1 protein-coding gene is annotated in these 22,628 nt (G+C 64.1%); it reads right to left on the bottom strand.

Going from position 1 to position 22,628, the window contains the following annotated elements; all coding sequences use genetic code 11:
- Positions 1-131: 131 nt before the first annotated feature.
- Positions 132-22,625, bottom strand: coding sequence for an Ig-like domain-containing protein (locus tag ACP3TC_RS04355; RefSeq protein WP_426817584.1), 22,494 nt, complete (start codon positions 22,623-22,625; stop codon positions 132-134).
- Positions 22,626-22,628: the final 3 nt, after the last annotated feature.

Below are 22,628 nucleotides of genomic sequence, written 5' to 3'. Positions count from 1 at the left end.
TCTAAAACAATTGGTTAGAAATCGAATAATTGCCAACTGGATCGAAAATACCATGTTTTTATTATGGTTACTGATAGTGTTGTAAAGAACAGCAAAATGCCGCGGAGATTCACTCTCCGCGGCCCGTTTAACTACACAACTAACAACTGATGGTTTGCCAGCAAGGTGGCAAGATCGGTTTGTACGCCATTCAGCGTTACCACCGTGGTCGGATCGAATTGGCCTCCGCTGCCATCACGATCGATCTGGATCTCGGTGTTACTGCCGTTCTGTACTACGCGAATGTAATCGGTGAGGTTGCCCGCTCCGGCATCGAGAGCCGCCACGCCGTTTACATAACTCGCCGATCCGCTACCGGTATAACCGCTGCCGGTAAGCAGTTCACGCAGATCAATCCGGTCAGTGTCCGCCGTTCCTTCCCAGGTTCCGACGGTGAAGCCGTTCACCACATCGCTGCCGTTACCGCCGGTAGCATCTGCTGCGTTGATCAGCTTGTACAACAGCGTATCGTGACCGCCGCTACCGATATTAAAGGTGTCATTGCCGCCGCGTCCTTCGAACAGGTTATCGCCGCTGTTGCCGGTGATAACGTCATCGAAATCGGAGCCGGTAATACCTTCAATATTCACCAGTCGTGAAGTGTTAAAACCGGTGTCCTGCGCGGTGGAAATGCTCAGGTCAACCGTTACACCAGACGTTGCGTTACGATAATCCACCACGTCCATACCACCGGTGCTGCTCCAGGTATCATGATCGGATGTCGTGTTCCAGCCGCCGGAACCGTTATAGGTATAGGTTCCCTCTTCAGCAATAAACGTGTCGTTATAGCCAGTACCGGTGATAGTACCGCTATTGCCTCCGTTGGCCGCTTCCGCCGTCAGAACATAGCTTTCCTTACCGTTGCCCGCTTCCAGTCCATCCCAGGTGACATTGTCAGAGACCCCGTTAGTGATCTTCACAATTTCAGCACTGTAGGTTTCATTCGGGTTCAGGCCATAGAAACTCACCAGCGCCGAGCTGTCGTTTACCCCAATCCCCGACTGGGCATTGATAATCTGCGAGGCCACCAGTGCGCCAGCAGCGTTATACAGATTAACGGTGTTACCGTAGTAAACGTTGATCCCCTCGCTGTCGACGATACGCAGATGCATTGCGGTGCCGTCAGCAATTGCCTGGTTGTTCTGCACGTAAACGACCTGACCATTACGCTGGGAAATCAGCAGGTCTTGCGTGCCGTCCCAGTTGTAATCCAGCGCAGCAATACCGGTCACGTTCACCAGGCTGGACGCCAACTGAGTGGTCGTCCAGGAACTGCCATGATTGTTATTAGTAAACAAAGTGGCAGTCTGTGATGCGCTATAGGTGCTGAGCTTAATCACATCCATCTGGCCATCGCCGTTCCAGTCCACCGCTACCGACAAGTAACCTGCCGTGGCGTTCGAGGCTTCTACCGCGCTTTTGGCTGCCGAGAGCTGACCGCTACCATTGTTGTAATAGATCACGCCGCCGGTATTGCCAAAGCTGCTGCCGATGTAGAGATCCATATAGCCGTCGCCATTAAAATCTGCCCAGGTCATCGACGCTGCTGTTGTGGTATCGGTGGCGATATTCACAAACACGTTAGTAAGGTTCTGCCCAATAGACAGCGTACCATTACCGTTGTTGTTAATAACGGTCATCGAGTATGTGCCGCTGATGTTTGTGTGCTGAACAATATCCACCGTACCGTCGTTATTAATATCAACGCCGGAAATCTCGCGCCCGGTGACGAATTGGCCAGCAAACCCTCCATTCCCATTGGTGCCATCGGGCGTCATTACGCCGTTGTTGTTGACCATATAGGTTTTGGAGTCAAAACCCGCATCGCCGTAGGCAAGATCGACATAGCCGTCACCGGTCTTATCGTAGGCCATAACACCGCCGTACCAGATGGTGGTCCCCATCGCCAGCTGGCTGGCGGTATAGCTGGAGCCGTTGTAGGTCCACATCACCTGGGTGGCTCCAGCATAAGAGACCTCGGTGGCAAAAACATCCGCGGTACCGTTACGATCAAAGTCAACCGATGTCTGGCTCACCACATTTATGGCTCGGGTGTTTGTCAGCACCGTATCGCTATAGCTCGATATGCCGCTGCTGGAGTATGACTGCCCGTTGGCAATAATATTCCACAGGCCGCTACCGTTTAAGCCAAGGGTCATCGTCGAATTATTGACAGTGCCACTGGCGCTAGCCCAGGCAGTATCTATTGATTCAGTGCCTATCGTCAGGCTACCGTTGGCAATACCGGTGGTATTACCGTTGCCCGCACTGCTTTTCACCTGCGCCGTCACATCGTAGCTGTTAATGCCCAGTACAGCGCTGTCCGGAATCTGCAAATACCAGGTGCTGTGATTCGGATCGACAACCACGGCACCACCGGTTTCTGAGGTGTAGGTTTTACCGTCAACGGTAACCACCAGATACTCGCCATTAGCCAGCGCCGCCGATACGGTGCCGCTGATAATCGGCGTGGTATCGGTGGTAGTCTGTGCAGTTATCACAGCGGTAGTGGTGGGCACGCTGGTATCCACCTTCAGCACAAAGTCGTCCGAATCGGTATAGTTCCCTGCCGTATCGGTAATGCGCATCACGTAGGTGTGATTACCGTCCCGCAAAGAACTGTCCTGGAAGTACCAGCTGGTGGCACCATTCATCGTTACCTGACCCAACAGCACACCATCACGGTACAGCTCGGCGATTTCACCGTCTGCCAGCGCCTGATTCAGCGAGCCGTTAATGACCGGCGAGGTGTCATCGGTAGCGACAGAAGCACCGAAATCACCCTGACGCTCTCCGGTTTCATCGGTGTAGCTGACCACCGTCCCCTGGGTCGATGGCGGCGTGGTATCTACCGTCACTACCTGCTGGGCGGTTGATCCGACGTTTCCTGCCTGATCAATAATCCGCACCTGATAGGTGTAGTCGCCGTCAGTCAGTTCACGGGTATCGGTATAGCTCCAGCTTCGATTGGTTACCGTAGCATCAACCCAGGTGGTGCCGCCGTCGAGGCTAATCTGCACACGTTCATCGCTGGCCAGCGTACTGCCAATCGAACCGCTAACGGTTAACGAGGTGTCGTTAGTGATAAAGTCACTGTCAGACTGTCCGGTATCTTCACTGATAGCATCAACTGTGATGCCATACTGCGGTGCCTCGGTATCAACCGTCACTCTCTGCGAAGTAGTTGCGCCAACGTTACCCGCCACATCCACCACGCGTACCTGATAGTTATACGCACCGTCAATCAGCGTGCGTGCATCGGTGTAGCTCCAGCTGGTGCCATCTACCGTCGCATACACCCATGTCGTGCCGCCATCCATACTAACCTGAACAAACTCGTTCGCACCGAGACCTGCGCCAAGCGTGCCGTGCAGCGTGTACGAGGTTGCGCTGGTCAGGAAATCGTTATTATCAAAGCCGGTGTCAACCGTGATGTTGTCCACCGATACGGTGATAGCCGCATCAGGCGCAATGGTATCGACCGTCACCTGTTGCTGTGCCGTCGCACCGACGTTACCTGCGGTGTCGACCACCCGAACCCAATAATTGTAGGTCTGGTTTTCCAGCGTACGACCATCGGTGAAGTTCCAGTTAGTACCGATCACCGTGACGTTCTGCCAGCTGTTACCCCCATCCAGGCTGATCTGGACAAATTCGTCAGCGGCCAGCGTTGCGCCCAGTGAGCCGTGCAGCGTCAGCGAGGTATCATTGGTGATAAAGTCACTGTTGCTCAGTCCGGTATCGTCGCTGATGCTGTCGATGCTGACGGTTTTACTGGCAGCCGGGCCGGTGGTATCAATCGTCACCACCTGGTTGGTGGTGGCGCTGATATTACCCGCATCATCGATAATACGAAGCTGGTAGTTATAATCACCATCCTGCAACGTCCGACCATCTACATAAGTCCACTTCAGACCACTGACGTTAACATCCGTCCAGGTTACACCGCCGTCGATACTGATCTGCGCATGGTCACCATTACCCAGTCCTGCACCCAGCGTTCCGCTCAGGGTTATCTGATTATCACTGGTGATAAAGTCGCTGTCTGACAGGCCAGTATCCTGAGTGATAGCATCCACTGTAATGGTAGGTGCTACTGGCGCAGTCAAATCTACGACCACGATCTGGCTGTCCGTCGCGCCGACATTCCCGGCGTTATCGACTACCCGCACCTGATAGGTGTACGAGCCATCGGTCAGGGTCCGACTGTCGCTATAGCTCCAGTTGGTTGCGGTAACGGTCAGATCGATCCAGCTTACGCCGCCGTCAAGGCTGATTTGCGCCTTCTCATTATTACCAAGTTGCGCCGTCAGCGATCCCTGCACGACCACCTGACTATCATTGGTGATGAAGTCGGTGGCGCTCAGCCCGGTGTCGTTTTGCAGCGAATCAATGCTGATACCCATCGATGGCGCGGCCAGTTCAACGGTTACGGTGCGATCGTCGCTGGCGCTATTGCCAATGGCATTGCTGACCTGGGCGTTAATCACATAGGCTCCGCCATCGGCGAGAGCCGTCACATCTGCACTGCCTACGGTATAGCTCCAGCGGCCTCCTTCCTGCACGGTTGTGGTATAGGTTTTGTCGTTCAGCGTAATGGTTACCCTTTCGCCAACCGGTGCCGTAGTCGTTCCGCTAATTACCAGCGGCGTACCGTGCTCGGCGGCGCTGACAATGTCATCACCGGCAAAGGTATCGACGGTAATTGTCGGCACCTCACCACTCAGCGTGACATCACGACTGGTGCTGCCCGGGTTACCCGCTTTATCGCTAACGGAGGCCGTAATTTCATAGCCACCATCGCTCAGGCCGAGGAAATCTCGTCCCGGAATAAACACCGACCAGTTTCCGTCGGCATCCACTGTCGTCTGCCAGTTGCGATCGCCAAACGTCACGATTACCGTCTGGCCTTGTTCAGCCGTGCTGGTGCCGCTGACGGTTTGTCCCGCCAGTTGCTCGCTGTTATTGACGATATCATCGCCTGCCACGGTATTGATGGTGACAGTAGGTGCCACGGTATCGACCGTCAGTGGATGCGTCGCCTGACCGTTGTTGCCCGCTTTATCATTAACCGATGCTGTTACCGTCAGCGCGCCCTCATCGAGCTCAGCGAGGTCGCTGGCCGGAACATTGAGCGTCCAGGTGCCATCGCTCGACACGGTGGTTTCATAGGTTTTCTCGCCCAGCGTTACCCTGACGGTTTGTCCCGCTTCCGCACTGGTGGAGCCGTTAATGGTCAGTGGCTGCTGTTGCTCAGCAGCATTAAGTACATTATCCCCGGCCAGAGTAGCGATGCTGATCACTGGCGCAGTGGTGTCGACACTGATGCTATCCGTCGCGGCAGCGCTGTTGCCTGCGCTACTTTGCGCCGAGGCGCTCAGTGAATAGCTGCCGCCATCCACCAGATTCGCGACGTCAGTGGCCGGAACCGTCAGGGTCCAGCTGCCGTTCGCGGTGGTGCTCGCCTCATAGTTTTTACCGTTCAGCGTCACAGTCACGGTGGTATTTTCCGCCAGACCGCTGCTGGTGCCGCTGACGGTCAGATCCTGACCTTTTTCCACAGCGTTCAACACGTTATCACCGCTGATGGCATCGAAGCCCAACGATGGCACACCGGTTTCCACGGTCACGTTGTGCGTGTCGCCGCCGGTGTTGCCCGCCGCGTCGGTTACCGATACGCCGATCGTCACGGTGCCGTCCTGCAGGGCAGAGATAGCCGCTGCCGGAATCCCGACGCTCCAGTTACCCGCCGCATTCAGAGTTGTCGTCCAGGAGTTGTCACCGATGGTGACCGTCACCACATCTCCCGCTGCTGCGCCGCTCGCCGATCCGCTGATAATCTGCGCCTGGCCATGCTCCACCGCGTTGATCACATCGTCGCCCGCCACGGTATTAATGGTCACCACCGGCACGGTCACATCCACCGTCAGGTTATGGCTCGCCGATGCCGGGTTGCCAGACTGATTTGCCACGGAAGCCGTCACGATAGCGGTGCCATCAGCAATCTCTGCCATGTCCGCCGCCGGCACGTCCAGCGTCCAGCTGCCGTTTGCCAGCACCTCGGTGCTGTAATCCTTGCCGTTAAAGGTCACGGTGACAATTTGTCCCGCTTCAGCGCTACTGGTGCCGGACAGCGTCAGATCCTGACCCGCTTCGGCAGCATTCAGCATGTTGTCGCCGCTGATGGTATCGATGGTCAGCGTAGGCGTGCTGGCATCCACGGTATATCCGCGCTCTGCCGTGACGCCATTGCCGCTAACGTTGCTGACGCTGGCCTGCACTACCGCGTCGCCGTTCTTCAGGCCCGCCAGGTCGGCGGCCGGCACGGTGTAACTCCAGCTGCCATTAGTACCTACCTCAGCGCTGTAAGTTTTTCCGCCGAAGGTCAGCGTCACTTGCTGCCCCGCCTCAACGTTCGTGGTGGTACCAGACAGCACCAGGTCAGCACCTTTTTCCGCCGCGTTGATCACATCATCGATAGCGATGGCGTTAATCGTCAGCTCAGGTGAAGACAGCGTTACATTCACCGTGTGTTGTGCACTGTTGCTATTGCCTGCCTTGTCCGTCAGCGCCGCCGTGATGGTGTAAGCGCCTGCATTCAGTGCGCTCACGTCCGCCGCCGACACGCCCACGCTCCAATTACCTGACGCGTCCAGCGTGGTGGTGTACGACTTGTCACCGAGGGTGACCGTCACCACGTCACCGGTCTGCGCGCCCGTTACTGAGCCGCTGATGATCTGCGCCTGGCCGTGCTCCGCCGCGTTGATCACGTCGTCGCCCGCCACAGTGTTGATGGTCAGCACCGGGACGGTAGTGTCTACAAACAGGGTGCTGCCGGTACTCGCCGGGTTGCCCGCCTTGTCCGCTACGGAGGCCGTCACGCTGGCGCTGCCGTTGGCGATGCCCGCCAGGTCCGCCGCCGGCACGTCCAGCGTCCAGCTGCCGTCCGCCTGCACCCCGGTGCTGTACTCACGCCCGTTAAAGGTCACGGTGACGGTCTGCCCCGCCTCCGCCGTGCTGGTGCCGCTCAGGGTCAGGTCACGCCCCGCCTCCGCCGCGTTCAGCACGTTGTTTTCACTGATAACGCCGATGGTCAGCGACGGCGCCGTGGCGTCCACGCTGTACTCGCGCCCCGCCGTCGCCGCGTTGCCGCTGACGCTGCTGACGCCCGCCTGCACCACCGCGTCGCCGTCCTTCAGCCCCGCAAGGTCCGCGGCCGGCACCGTCAGGCTCCAGTTGCCGTCGGCGTCCACCTCGGTGCGGTACGTCCTGCCGCCGAACGTCACGGTTACCGGCTGACCGGCCTCCACGTTCGCCGTCGCGCCCGACAGCACCAGGTCCTGGCCCTTCTCCGCCGCGTTCAGCACGTTGTCCGCCGTCACGCTGCCGACGGTGATCGCCACCGCCGCCAGGTCCACGGTCACGCCGTGGCTGATGCTCACCGGGTTGCCAGCGCTGCTTTCGCCCGCCGCCGTCACGGTCAGGCTGCCCGCCGGCCAGCCGCCGACGTCCGCCGCCGGCACCGCCGCGCTCCAGCTGCCGTCCGCCAGCACCGTCGCCGGGTACTCCGCCCCGTTGATGGTCACGGTCAGGCTGCTGCCCGCCGCCAGCCCGCTGCTGCTGCCGGTGACGATCAGGTTCTGGCCGTGCTCGATGACGTTGATCACGTCGTCGCCCGCCACCGTGTCGATGCGCAGCCCCGGCAGGTTGGCGTCGACGGTGACGTCGCGCGTGCCGCTGCCGCTGTTGCCCACGCCGTTGGTGACGCTGGCGCCGATCGTCAGCCCGCCGTTGCCCAGCGCCGTCAGCACGTCGCTGCCCAGCTCAAGGCTCCAGCTCAGGTCGGCGTTGACGGTGGTGGTGTACTCGCGGCCGCCGACGGTCACGGTCACCGTGTCGCCCTCCGCCGCGTTGGTTACCCGACCGCTCAGGGTCTGGCCCGCCGCCAGCTCGGCGGCGTTAATCACGTCGTCACCGGCCACCGCGTTGATGAACACGCCCGGCAGGGCGGTATTCACCTGCAGCCCCGCGCCCGCGCTGACGCTGTTGCCCACGCCGCTGCTGGCGGTGGCGCTCAGGGTGTAGTTCGCCTCGCCCAGCGCCGCCAGGTCCGCCGCCGGCACCGTCAGGCTCCAGCTGCCGTCCGCCGCGGTGGTCGCGTCGTAGGTTTTGCCGTTCAGCGTCACCGTCACCGCGGTGTTTTCCGCCAGCCCGCTGCTGGTGCCGCTGACGGTCAGGTCCTGACCCTTTTCAGCCGCGTTCAGCACGTTGTCGCCGCTGATGGCGTCGAAGCCCAGCGACGGCAGCCCGGTGTCGACCGACACGTCGCGCGTGCCGCCGCCGGTGTTGCCGGCCGCGTCGGTCACCGACACGGCGATGGTCTCCGTGCCGTCCTGCAGGGCGGAGACCGCCGCCGCAGGCAGCCCGACGCTCCAGTTGCCCGCCGCGTCGAGCACCGTGGTGTACGACTGCCCGCCGACGGTGACCGTCACCCGGTCACCCGCCGCCGCGCCGCTCGCCGAGCCGCTGATAACCTGCGCCTGGCCGTGCTCCGCCAGGTTGATCACGTCGTCGCCCGCCACGGTGTTGATGGTCACCACCGGCACGGTCACGTCGACGGTCAGGTTGTGGCTGGCCGACGCCGGGTTCCCCGCCTTGTCCGCCACGCTCGCCGTCACGCCGGCAACACCGTCGGCGATGCCCGCCAGGTCCGCCGCCGGCACGTCCAGCGTCCAGCTGCCGTTTGCCAGCACCTCAGTGCTGTACTCACGGCCGTTAAAGGTCACGGTGACGGTCTGCCCCGCCTCCGCCGTGCTGGTGCCGCTCAGGGTCAGGTCACGCCCCGCCTCCGCCGCGTTCAGCACGTTGTTTTCACTGATAACGCCGATGGTCAGCGACGGCGCCGTGGCGTCCACGCTGTACTCGCGCCCCGCCGTCGCCGCGTTGCCGCTGACGCTGCTGACGCCCGCCTGCACCACCGCGTCGCCGTCCTTCAGCCCCGCAAGGTCCGCGGCCGGCACCGTCAGGCTCCAGTTGCCGTCGGCGTCAACCTCGGTGCGGTACGTCCTGCCGCCGAACGTCACGGTTACCGGCTGACCGGCCTCCACGTTCGCCGTCGCGCCCGACAGCACCAGGTCCTGGCCCTTCTCCGCCGCGTTAAGCACGTTGTCCGCCGTCACGCTGCCGACGGTGATCGCCACCGCCGCCAGGTCCACGGTCACGCCGTGGCTGATGCTCACCGGGTTGCCGGCGGCGCTTTCGCCCGCCGCCGTCACGGTCAGGCTGCCCGCCGGCCAGCCGCCAACGTCCGCCGCCGGCACCGCCGCGCTCCAGCTGCCGTCCGCCAGCACCGTCGCCGGGTACTCCGCCCCGTTGATGGTCACGGTCAGGTTGCTGCCCGCCGCCAGCCCGCTGCTGCTGCCGGTGACGATCAGGTTCTGGCCGTGCTCGATGACGTTGATCACGTCGTCGCCCGCCACCGTGTCGATGCGCAGCCCCGGCAGGTTGGCGTCGACGGTGACGTCGCGCGTGCCGCTGCCGCTGTTGCCCACGCCGTTGGTCACGCTGGCGCCGATCGTCAGCCCGCCGTTGCCCAGCGCCGTCAGCACGTCGCTGCCCAGCTCAAGGCTCCAGCTCAGGTCGGCGTTGACGGTGGTGGTGTACTCGCGGCCGCCGACGGTCACGGTCACCGTGTCGCCCTCCGCCGCGTTGGTTACCCGCCCGCTCAGGGTCTGGCCCGCCGCCAGCTCGGCGGCGTTAATCACGTCGTCACCGGCCACCGCGTTGATGAACACGCCCGGCAGGGCGGTATTCACCTGCAGCCCCGCGCCCGCGCTGACGCTGTTGCCCACGCCGCTGCTGGCGGTGGCGCTCAGGGTGTAGTTCGCCTCGCCCAGCGCCGCCAGGTCCGCCGCCGGCACCGTCAGGCTCCAGCTGCCGTCCGCCGCGGTGGTCGCGTCGTAGGTTTTGCCGTTCAGCGTCACCGTCACCGCGGTATTTTCCGCCAGCCCGCTGCTGGTGCCGCTGACGGTCAGGTCCTGACCCTTTTCAGCCGCGTTCAGCACGTTGTCGCCGCTGATGGCGTCGAAGCCCAGCGACGGCAGCCCGGTGTCGACCGACACGTCGCGCGTGCCGCCGCCGGTGTTGCCGGCCGCGTCGGTCACCGACACGGCGATGGTCTCCGTGCCGTCCTGCAGGGCGGAGACCGCCGCCGCAGGCAGCCCGACGCTCCAGTTGCCCGCCGCGTCGAGCACCGTGGTGTACGACTGCCCGCCGACGGTGACCGTCACCCGGTCACCCGCCGCCGCGCCGCTCGCCGAGCCGCTGATAACCTGCGCCTGGCCGTGCTCCGCCAGGTTGATCACGTCGTCGCCCGCCACGGTGTTGATGGTCACCACCGGCACGGTCACGTCGACGGTCAGGTTGTGGCTGGCCGACGCCGGGTTCCCCGCCTTGTCCGCCACGCTCGCCGTCACGCCGGCAACACCGTCGGCGATGCCCGCCAGGTCCGCCGCCGGCACGTCCAGCGTCCAGCTGCCGTTTGCCAGCACCTCAGTGCTGTACTCACGGCCGTTAAAGGTCACGGTGACGGTCTGCCCCGCCTCCGCCGTGCTGGTGCCGCTCAGGGTCAGGTCACGCCCCGCCTCCGCCGCGTTCAGCACGTTGTTTTCACTGATAACGCCGATGGTCAGCGACGGCGCCGTGGCGTCCACGCTGTACTCGCGCCCCGCCGTCGCCGCGTTGCCGCTGACGCTGCTGACGCCCGCCTGCACCACCGCGTCGCCGTCCTTCAGCCCCGCAAGGTCCGCGGCCGGCACCGTCAGGCTCCAGTTGCCGTCGGCGTCAACCTCGGTGCGGTACGTCCTGCCGCCGAACGTCACGGTTACCGGCTGACCGGCCTCCACGTTCGCCGTCGCGCCCGACAGCACCAGGTCCTGGCCCTTCTCCGCCGCGTTAAGCACGTTGTCCGCCGTCACGCTGCCGACGGTGATCGCCACCGCCGCCAGGTCCACGGTCACGCCGTGGCTGATGCTCACCGGGTTGCCGGCGGCGCTTTCGCCCGCCGCCGTCACGGTCAGGCTGCCCGCCGGCCAGCCGCCAACGTCCGCCGCCGGCACCGCCGCGCTCCAGCTGCCGTCCGCCAGCACCGTCGCCGGGTACTCCGCCCCGTTGATGGTCACGGTCAGGTTGCTGCCCGCCGCCAGCCCGCTGCTGCTGCCGGTGACGATCAGGTTCTGGCCGTGCTCGATGACGTTGATCACGTCGTCGCCCGCCACCGTGTCGATGCGCAGCCCCGGCAGGTTGGCGTCGACGGTGACGTCGCGCGTGCCGCTGCCGCTGTTGCCCACGCCGTTGGTCACGCTGGCGCCGATCGTCAGCCCGCCGTTGCCCAGCGCCGTCAGCACGTCGCTGCCCAGCTCAAGGCTCCAGCTCAGGTCGGCGTTGACGGTGGTGGTGTACTCGCGGCCGCCGACGGTCACGGTCACCGTGTCGCCCTCCGCCGCGTTGGTTACCCGCCCGCTCAGGGTCTGGCCCGCCGCCAGCTCGGCGGCGTTAATCACGTCGTCACCGGCCACCGCGTTGATGAACACGCCCGGCAGGGCGGTATTCACCTGCAGCCCCGCGCCCGCGCTGACGCTGTTGCCCACGCCGCTGCTGGCGGTGGCGCTCAGGGTGTAGTTCGCCTCGCCCAGCGCCGCCAGGTCCGCCGCCGGCACCGTCAGGCTCCAGCTGCCGTCCGCCGCGGTGGTCGCGTCGTAGGTTTTGCCGTTCAGCGTCACCGTCACCGCGGTATTTTCCGCCAGCCCGCTGCTGGTGCCGCTGACGGTCAGGTCCTGACCCTTTTCAGCCGCGTTCAGCACGTTGTCGCCGCTGATGGCGTCGAAGCCCAGCGACGGCAGCCCGGTGTCGACCGACACGTCGCGCGTGCCGCCGCCGGTGTTGCCGGCCGCGTCGGTCACCGACACGGCGATGGTCTCCGTGCCGTCCTGCAGGGCGGAGACCGCCGCCGCAGGCAGCCCGACGCTCCAGTTGCCCGCCGCGTCGAGCACCGTGGTGTAAGACTGCCCGCCGACGGTGACCGTCACCCGGTCACCCGCCGCCGCGCCGCTCGCCGAGCCGCTGATAACCTGCGCCTGGCCGTGCTCCGCCAGGTTGATCACGTCGTCGCCCGCCACGGTGTTGATGGTCACCACCGGCACGGTCACGTCGACGGTCAGGTTGTGGCTGGCCGACGCCGGGTTCCCCGCCTTGTCCGCCACGCTCGCCGTCACGCCGGCAACACCGTCGGCGATGCCCGCCAGGTCCGCCGCCGGCACGTCCAGCGTCCAGCTGCCGTTTGCCAGCACCCCGGTGCTGTACTCCCGCCCGTTAAAGGTCACGGTGACGGTCTGCCCCGCCTCCGCCGTGCTGGTGCCGCTCAGGGTCAGGTCACGCCCCGCCTCCGCCGCGTTCAGCACGTTGTCGCCGCTGACGGTGCCGATGGTCAGCGACGGCGCCGTGGCGTCCACGCTGTACTCGCGCCCCGCCGTCGCCGCGTTGCCGCTGACGCTGCTGACGCCCGCCTGCACCACCGCGTCGCCGTCCTTCAGCCCCGCCAGGTCCGCGGCCGGCACCGTCAGGCTCCAGTTGCCGTCGGCGTCAACCTCGGTGCGGTACGTCCTGCCGCCGAACGTCACGGTTACCGGCTGACCGGCCTCCACGTTCGCCGTCGCGCCCGACAGCACCAGGTCCTGGCCCTTCTCCGCCGCGTTCAGCACGTTGTCCGCCGTCACGCTGCCGACGGTGATCGCCACCGCCGCCAGATCCACGGTCACGCCGTGGCTGATGCTCACCGGGTTGCCGGCGGCGCTTTCGCCCGCCGCCGTCACGGTCAGGCTGCCCGCCGGCCAGCCGCCAACGTCCGCCGCCGGCACCGCCGCGCTCCAGCTGCCGTCCGCCAGCACCGTCGCCGGGTACTCCGCCCCGTTGATGGTCACGGTCAGGTTGCTGCCCGCCGCCAGCCCGCTGCTGCTGCCGGTGACGATCAGGTTCTGGCCGTGCTCGATGACGTTGATCACGTCGTCGCCCGCCACCGTGTCGATGCGCAGCCCCGGCAGGTTGGCGTCGACGGTGACGTCGCGCGTGCCGCTGCCGCTGTTGCCCACGCCGTTGGTCACGCTGGCGCCGATCGTCAGCCCGCCGTTGCCCAGCGCCGTCAGCACGTCGCTGCCCAGCTCAAGGCTCCAGCTCAGGTCGGCGTTGACGGTGGTGGTGTACTCGCGGCCGCCGACGGTCACGGTCACCGTGTCGCCCTCCGCCGCGTTGGTTACCCGACCGCTCAGGGTCTGGCCCGCCGCCAGCTCGGCGGCGTTAATCACGTCGTCACCGGCCACGGCATTGATGATCACGCCCGGCAGGACGGATTCGACATTGATGGTGTGCGTCGTACTGGCACTGTTACCTACACTATTGGTGGCCGATGCGCTGACGTCATACAACGCTTCGCCCAGCGAGCTAACCTGATCTGCAGGAACAGTGGTGCTCCAGTTACCTTCGGCATCCACCTCAGCGCTGTAAGCTTTGCCATTCAGTACCACTGTAACGACAGTCCCGCTAACCAGCCCGGTGGCGCTACCACTGATGACCAGATCCTGGGTTTTTTCAGCGTTATTGATCAGATCGTCGCCGGAAATAGTATCGATAGTCAGCACTGGCGTGCTCAGGTTGACCGCCACGTCGTGCGTGGTGCTGCCGCTGTTGCCCGCCTTGTCCGTCAGCGCCGCCGTGATGGTGTAAGCGCCTGCATTCAGTGCGCCCACGTCCGCCGCCGGCACGCCCACGCTCCAGTTGCCCGCCGCGTCCAGCACCGTGGTGTACGACTTCTCGCCGACCGTCACCGTCACCACGTCACCCGCCGCCGCCCCGCTCACCGAGCCGGAGACGATCAGCGCCTGCCCGTGCTCCGCCGCGTTGATCACGTCGTCGCCCGCCACGGTGTTGATGCGCAGCTCCGGCACGGTGGTGTCCACCAGCACGCTGCTGCCCGCGCCTGCCGGGTTGCCCGCCTTGTCCGCCACGCTCGCCGTCACGCCGGCAACACCGTCGGCGATGCCCGCCAGGTCCGCCGCCGGCACGTCCAGCGTCCAGCTGCCGTCCGCCAGCACCTCAGTGCTGTACTCCCGCCCGTTAAAGGTCACGGTGACGGTCTGCCCCGCCTCCGCCGTGCTGGTGCCGCTCAGGGTCAGGTCGCGCCCCGCCTCCGCCGCGTTCAGAATGTTGTTTTCACTGATAACGCCGATGGTCAGCGACGGCGCCGTGGCGTCCACGCTGTAGCCCTGCTGCGCCGCCGCGGCGTTGCCGCTGACGCTGCTGACGCTCGCCTGCACCACCGCGTCGCCGTCCTTCAGCCCCGCCAGGTCCGCGGCCGGCACCGTCAGGCTCCAGTTGCCGTCGGCGTCAACCTCGGTGCGGTACGTCCTGCCGCCGAACGTCACGGTCACCGGCTGACCGGCCTCCACGTTCGCCGTCGCGCCCGACAGCACCAGGTCCTGGCCCTTCTCCGCCGCGTTCAGCACGTTGTCCGCCGTCACGCTGCCGACGGTGATCGCCACCGCCGCCAGGTCCACGGTCACGCCGTGGCTGATGCTCACCGGGTTGCCGGCGCTGCTTTCGCCCGCCACCGTCACGGTGACGCTGCCCGCGGCCCAGCCGCCGACGTCCGCCGCCGGCACCGCCGCGCTCCAGCTGCCGTCCGCCAGCACCGTCGCCGGGTACTCCGCCCCGTTGATGGTCACGGTCAGGTTGCTGCCCGCCGCCAGCCCGGTGCTGCTGCCGGTGACGATCAGGTTCTGGCCGTGCTCGATGACGTTGATCACGTCGTCGCCCGCCACCGTGTCGACGCGCAGCCCCGGCAGGTTGGCGTCAATCACAAAATCAAGCGACGCCGAGCCGCTGTTGCCCACGCCGTTGGTCACGCTGACGCCCGCGGTCAGCGCGCCGTTGCCCAGCGCCGTCAGCACCCCGGCCGGCAGCTCAACCGACCAGCTCAGGTCGTCGTTGACGGTGGTGGTGTACTCCCGGCCGCCGACGGTCACGGTCACGTTGTCGCCCGCGGCCGCGTTGGTTACCCGCCCGCTCAGGGTCTGGCCGGACGCCACTTCCGCGGCGTTAACCACGTTGTCGCCCGCCAGCGTGTTGATGGTGACCACCGGCAGCGCGCTGTCGACGCGCACGTCGTGCGTGGCGCTGGCGCTGTTGCCGATGGCGTCGGTGACGGCGGCGCTGACGGTGTAGTTGGCCTCGCCCAGCGCGCCCACTGCCGATGCCGGCACGGTCACGCTCCAGCTGCCGTCCGCGCCGGTGGTGGTGTTGTAGTTAATGCCGTTCAGGGTCACCGTGACCTGGGTGCCCTCCGGCTGGTTGCTGCTGCCGGAAAGCTGCAGGTCGGCCCCTTTCTCGGTGGCGTTGATCACGTCGTCGCCAGAAATGGTGTCGACAGCCAGCTCCGGCGCGCTCAGGTTGACCGCCACGCCGTGCGTGGTGCTGCCGCTGTTGCCTGCCTTATCCGTCAGCGCCGCCGTGATGGTGTAATTACCGGCATTCAGTGCGCCCACGTCCGCCGCCGGCACGCCCACGCTCCAGTTGCCCGCCGCGTCCAGCGTGGTGGTGTACGACTTCTCGCCGACCGTCACCGTCACCACGTCACCCGCCGCCGCCCCGCTCACCGAGCCGGAGACGATCAGCGCCTGCCCGTGCTCCGCCGCGTTGATCACGTCGTCGCCCGCCACGGTGTTGATGCGCAGCTCCGGCACGGTGGTATCCACCAGCACGCTGCTGCCCGCGCCTGCCGGGTTGCCCGCCTTGTCCGCCACGCTCGCCGTCACGCCGGCAACACCGTCGGCGATGCCCGCCAGGTCCGCCGCCGGCACGTCCAGCGTCCAGCTGCCGTCCGCCTGCACCCCGGTGCTGTACTCACGCCCGTTAAAGGTCACGGTGACGGTCTGCCCCGCCTCCGCCGTGCTGGTGCCGCTCAGGGTCAGGTCGCGCCCCGCCTCCGCCGCGTTCAGCACGTTGTTTTCACTGATAACGCCGATGGTCAGCGACGGCGCCGTGGCGTCCACGCTGTAGCCCTGCTGCGCCGCCGCGGCGTTGCCGCTGACGCTGCTGACGCTCGCCTGCACCACCGCGTCGCCGTCCTTCAGCCCCGCAAGGTCCGCGGCCGGCACCGTCAGGCTCCAGTTGCCGTCGGCGTCCACCTCGGTGCGGTACGTCCTGCCGCCGAACGTCACGGTCACCGGCTGACCGGCCTCCACGTTCGCCGTCGCGCCCGACAGCACCAGGTCCTGGCCCTTCTCCGCCGCGTTCAGCACGTTGTCCGCCGTCACGCTGCCGACGGTGATCGCCACCGCCGCCAGGTCCACGGTCACGCCGTGGCTGATGCTCACCGGGTTGCCGGCGGCGCTTTCGCCCGCCACCGTCACGGTGACGCTGCCCGCCGCCCAGCCGCCGACGTCCGCCGCCGGCACCGCCGCGCTCCAGCTGCCGTCCGCCAGCACCGTCGCCGGGTACTCCGCCCCGTTGATGGTCACGGTCAGGTTGCTGCCCGCCGCCAGCCCGCTGCTGCTGCCGGTGACGATCAGGTTCTGGCCGTGCTCGATGACGTTGATCACGTCGTCGCCCGCCACCGTGTCGACGCGCAGCCCCGGCAGGTTGGCGTCAATCACAAAATCAAGCGACGCCGAGCCGCTGTTGCCCACGCCGTTGGTCACGCTGACGCCCGCGGTCAGCGCGCCGTTGCCCAGCGCCGTCAGCACCCCGGCCGGCAGCTCAACCGACCAGCTCAGGTCGTCGTTGACGGTGGTGGTGTACTCCCGGCCGCCGACGGTCACGGTCACGTTGTCGCCCGCGGCGGCGTTGGTTACCCGCCCGCTCAGGGTCTGGCCGGACGCCACTTCCGCGGCGTTAACCACGTTGTCGCCCGCCAGCGTGTTGATGGTGACGGCCGGCAGCGCGCTGTCGACGCGCACGTCGTGCGTGGCGCTGGCGCTGTTGCCGATGGCGTCGGTGACGGCGGCGCTGACGGTGTAGTTGGCCTCGCCCAGCGCGCCCACCGCCGATGCCGGCACGGTCACGCTCCAGCTGCCGTCCGCGCCGGTGGTGGTGTTGTAGTTAATGCCGTTCAGGGTCACCGTGACCTGGGTGCCCTCCGGCTGGTTGCTGCTGCCGGAAAGCTGCAGGTCGGCCCCTTTCTCGGTAGCGTTGATCACGTCGTCGCCAGAAATGGTGTCGACAGCCAGCTCCGGCGCGCTCAGGTTGATCGCCACGTCGTGCGTGGTGCTGCCGCTGTTGCCCGCCTTATCCGTCAGCGCCGCCGTGATGGTGTAATTACCGGCATTCAGTGCGCCCACGTCCGCCGCCGGCACGCCCACGCTCCAGTTGCCCGCCGCGTCCAGCACCGTGGTGTACGACTTCTCGCCGACCGTCACCGTCACCACGTCACCCGCCGCCGCCCCGCTCACCGAGCCGGAGACGATCAGCGCCTGCCCGTGCTCCGCCGCGTTGATCACGTCGTCGCCCGCCACGGTGTTGATGCGCAGCTCCGGCACGGTGGTGTCCACCAGCACGCTGCTGCCCGCGCCTGCCGGGTTGCCCGCCTTGTCCGCCACGCTCGCCGTCACGCCGGCAACACCGTCGGCGATGCCCGCCAGGTCCGCCGCCGGCACGTCCAGCGTCCAGCTGCCGTCCGCCTGCACCCCGGTGCTGTACTCCCGCCCGTTAAAGGTCACGGTGACGGTCTGCCCCGCCTCCGCCGTGCTGGTCCCGCTCAGGGTCAGGTCGCGCCCCGCCTCCGCCGCGTTCAGAATGTTGTTTTCACTGATAACGCCGATGGTCAGCGACGGCGCCGTGGCGTCCACGCTGTAGCCCTGCTGCGCCGCCGCGGCGTTGCCGCTGACGCTGCTGACGCTCGCCTGCACCGCCGCGTCGCCGTCCTTCAGCCCCGCCAGGTCCGCGGCCGGCACCGTCAGGCTCCAGTTGCCGTCGGCGTCAACCTCGGTGCGGTACGTCCTGCCGCCGAACGTCACGGTCACCGGCTGACCGGCCTCCACGTTCGCCGTCGCGCCCGACAGCACCAGGTCCTGGCCCTTCTCCGCCGCGTTCAGCACGTTGTCCGCCGTCACGCTGCCGACGGTGATCGCCACCGCCGCCAGGTCCACGGTCACGCCGTGGCTGATGCTCACCGGGTTGCCGGCGCTGCTCTCGCCCGCCACCGTCACGGTGACGCTGCCCGCGGCCCAGCCGCCGACGTCCGCCGCCGGCACCGCCGCGCTCCAGCTGCCGTCCGCCAGCACCGTCGCCGGGTACTCCGCCCCGTTGATGGTCACGGTCAGGTTGCTGCCCGCCGCCAGCCCGGTGCTGCTGCCGGTGACGATCAGGTTCTGGCCGTGCTCGATGACGTTGATCACGTCGTCGCCCGCCACCGTGTCGACGCGCAGCCCCGGCAGGTTGGCGTCAATCACAAAATCAAGCGACGCCGAGCCGCTGTTGCCCACGCCGTTGGTCACGCTGACGCCCGCGGTCAGCGCGCCGTTGCCCAGCGCCGTCAGCACGTCGCTGCCCAGCTCAAGGCTCCAGCTCAGGTCGTCGTTGACGGTGGTGGTGTACTCCCGGCCGCCGACGGTCACGGTCACCGTGTCGCCCGCGGCCGCGTTGGTTACCCGCCCGCTCAGGGTCTGGCCGGACGCCACTTCCGCGGCGTTAACCACGTTGTCGCCCGCCAGCGTGTTGATGGTGACCACCGGCAGCGCGCTGTCGACGCGCACGTCGTGCGTATCTGAAGCGCTATTGCCAATCGCGTCGGTGACGGCGGCGCTGACGGTGTAGTTGGCCTCGCCCAGCGCGCCTACCGCAGCTGGAGGTACGATCAGGCTCCAGCTGCCGTCCGCCGCGGTGGTGGTGGTGTAATTAATGCCGTTCAGGGTCACCGTTACCTGGGTACCCTCCGGCTGGTTGCTGCTGCCGGAAAGCTGCAGGCCAGACACTTTTTCGACGGCGTTGATCACATCGTCGACAGCCAGCGTATTGATGCTAATTTCCGGCGTTGCCGTATTGACTGTCACATCCAGCACATTGCTTCCGGTGTTACCAGCCTGATCAGTAACAGAAACGCTAATGCTCAAGCTGCCGTCTGCCAGCCCCTGAATAACCGATGCAGGAAGCCCCAGACTCCAGTTACCGTTGGCATCAACCACAGTGGTGTATTGCTGATTATTGAGGGTAACGGTGACAATATCGCCCGCTGCTGCGCCGGTCACGGAGCCGGTCAGTACCTGCGCCTGGCCGTGTGCAGCCTGGTTAATAGTATTGGTGCTGGTGACAAAATCATTGATTGTGACCTGAGGAATGGTTGCATCAACCAGCCCGGCACGATCGGCACTGCTGTTATTGCCGGCGACATCGCTAACGCTGGCAGTAACAGTAACGATACCGTCATTCAGCTCAGCGACATCCGCAGCGGGAACACTCAGCTGCCAGGTGCCGTCATTCTGCACGGTGGTTTCATACTGTTTACCGTTAAGCATAACGGTTACAGGCTGACCGGCCTCGGCATTAGATGTTCCGCTAAGGACCAGATCCTGTTGCGCTTCTGCAGCATTGATGACGTTGTCTGAGGCGATACTATCAATCGTCAGGGTCGGTGCCTGAGTATCCACCGTCACTACGCGTGAAGTATCAGCGCTATTACCGTTAACATTGGTCACACTGACATCAATCTGTGCGCGTCCATCGGTCAGATTTTCCATTGCACTGGCCGGCAGCGTAAGGCTCCACGAGCCATCTTCTTCTACCTGAGCCGTAAAGGTCTGACCGGCAAATTTCACCACCACCGTCTGTCCGGCTTCAACACCTTGTGTCTGTCCAGAGAGCGTCAGATCGCTGCCTTTTTCTGCAGCATTAAGCATGTCGTCGCTGGATACGGTATCGAGAGTGACGGCGACAGCGTTAAGATCAAGCACAACAGGATGCTCAACGCTCACCGTATTGCCCCAGTTATCTTCTGCGCTGGCGGTCACATCAATTTGACCTTCCGGCCAGTTTTGCAAGTCTGCCGCAGGCACCCCAATCTGCCAGCTGCCATTGCTGGTCACTACCGTTTGGTAGTCAATACCGTTAATCGATACAGTAACCTGCGAGCCCGCTGCCAGATGGCTGCTGGAGCCGGTAACGGTGAGGTCCTGGCGCTGCTCAATGGCGTTAATGACGTCATCACCAGAAATGGTGTTTACACGCAGCCCTGGCAGCTCCGCGTTGATGTTGATGTCGCGCTCACCGCTTCCGGTATTGCCATTAGTATTGGTTACCGAAGCGCTGAAGGTCAGGTTACCATCACCGAATGACTGTAGGTCACTCGCCGGAATCGTCACGCTCCAGGTCAGATCACTGCCAACCTCTGCGCTGTAGTTTTTGCCCCCGACAATAATCGAGACGATATCGCCGGCGCTGGCGCCTGTTACACGGCCACTTAACGTCTGGTCAACCGCGACTTCGGCGTTGTTCACCAGGTTATCGCCGGCAAATGTGTTAATGAATACCTGTGGTAACGCGGTATCCACCAGCAGATTTCCCTCTGCGGAACCTGAATTACCCACGCTGTCTGTACCGCTGACGGTGACCTTGTATATGGTGTTCGCAAGGTTCAGCACGTCGGTAACCGGAACCTGTAAAGACCAGACGCCACCTTCTACCGTGGTCTGATAAGTCACATTATTCAGGGTGACAGTGACATTACTGCCGTCAGCCAGATTACTGGTGCCGCTCAGCGTCAGAGGTTGCAACGCTTCCTGAGCATTGAGTACGTTATCCTGGCTTATCGTATCCAGGGCGAATTCAGGAGGTGCACCACTCAAGGTGACGTTGTGAGTAGCATTACCGGTGTTGCCGGCTGCATCGGTAACCGATACCGACAGGGTGTGATTGCCTTCACCTAACGCGCTGATGGCAGAAGCCGGCACGCCTACGCTCCAGCTGCCATTAGCCTGCACAACGCCAGTGTAGGTTTGTCCATTAAGCGTAACCGTAACGACATCACCCGCCGCCGCGCCAGCAGCCTGGCCGGAAATGATCTGTGCCTGACCCTGCTCGCTGGTATTAAGCACATCATCGCCCGCCACGGTATTCACAGTGACGACAGGTGCTGCGGTATCCACCGCGAAATTGGCCGTGCTGGAACTGGTGTTGCCGGCTTTATCGCTGACGCTGGCTGTCAGGGTGTGATCGCCTTCAGCCAGGTTTTTTACCTCGCTGGCACTGAGGGTGAGTGACCAGGTGCCATCACTGCCTACGGTCGCCGTGTGGGTCTGACCGTTCAACGTTACGGTTACCGTCTGGCCGGCTTCAGCATTGGTTTTTCCGCTGAGGACCACCGGCTGACCCTGCTCAGCCGCATTGATAATATTATCCTGCGCAACAGTGTCTACTGAGAGCGTTGGCGCACGGGTATCGACATTCAGCGTCTGATTAGCGGTGACGTTATTGCCCGCAGCATCTTTACCGCTTACCGCTACCGTCCAGGTGCCATCAGTCAGCGCAGCTGCATCGGCCACCGGTACATTCACGCTCCACGCACCGTTAGCCCCCACTTCCGCAGAGTAGGTTTTACCGTTCAGCGTTACGCTAAGTGCGGTGCCCTGTGCCAGGTTGGTACTGGCGCCAGAAAGGGTGAAGCCAGCCGATTGCTCGCTGGCATTGATCACGTTATCACCGGCAATCGTACCAGGCGTCACCGTCGCCTCAGCAGTTGAGACGGTTAACGTGATATTGCCCGCAGAAGTGGTTTTGCTGCCATCGATCTGCACTACCGACCAGCTATGTTCACCGTCGGTTTGCACCGGCAGTTTGACTGTCCAGCTGCCGTTGCTGCCTACCATAGTGCTGGCAATGGTGTTACCGCTGCTGTCTTTAATCTGAATCGTTGCGCCGGGCTGGCCGGTACCGTTGAAAGTCGGGGTGCTGTCATCAGTCACATCCCCCGCGCTCAGTAAGCCTTGCTTATCGCCCTGCTTATCGCTCACCAAAAAGGTCGGCGTCGCGCTTTCGACTTCCTGAGTATTGTCGATAACTTCGGTTCTGGTGTCGCCACTGCCGCCATTCGCCAGCAGCGCGCCAATGGCTCCGCCGCCGAGGGCTGCACCGGCAATCCATCCCCATGGCGCATCACTCAGCAGGCTGCCCTGCTCAAGCAATGGCTCAATGCTGCTAATGGGCGTGGCCTGTGCGGTTAACTCTGTAGCAGCCAGTCCGGCGCTTTCACCGGTGTCGGCAAACGTGATATGCGTCAGTTCTTGCTGATCATTGAAAACCAGCTCAGAGTGGGTTTTCCCCTCAGCATCTTCAACGAAGTAATTATTACAACGGATGACGCTGCCATCCTTCATGTAGATCAGCAGGTCTTTACCCTGGCGGACGTAGCGTGCGACATCCTGGGCTGATCCGTTGATTTCGATTACGCTGGGTGCTGAAACGGCAACGGATAAATTTCCTTCGCCGGTAATTACCGTTTTTTCGGCTGAATTACGAATAATTACATTAATATTCTTTACTGAACTCATATT

It is taken from the genome of Winslowiella sp. 2C04 (genome assembly GCF_050037805.1).
In the GTDB taxonomy this organism is placed as follows: domain Bacteria; phylum Pseudomonadota; class Gammaproteobacteria; order Enterobacterales; family Enterobacteriaceae; genus Erwinia; species Erwinia toletana_A.
The sequence above is the reverse complement of the archived record's forward strand: the minus strand, read 5'-3'. Positions and strand labels throughout refer to the sequence as shown.

Excerpts from the sequence above, each read along its gene's own strand:
- ACP3TC_RS04355 (WP_426817584.1), bottom strand. The coding sequence starts at position 22,625 with ATGAGTTCAGTAAAGAATATTAATGTAATTATTCGTAATTCAGCCGAA.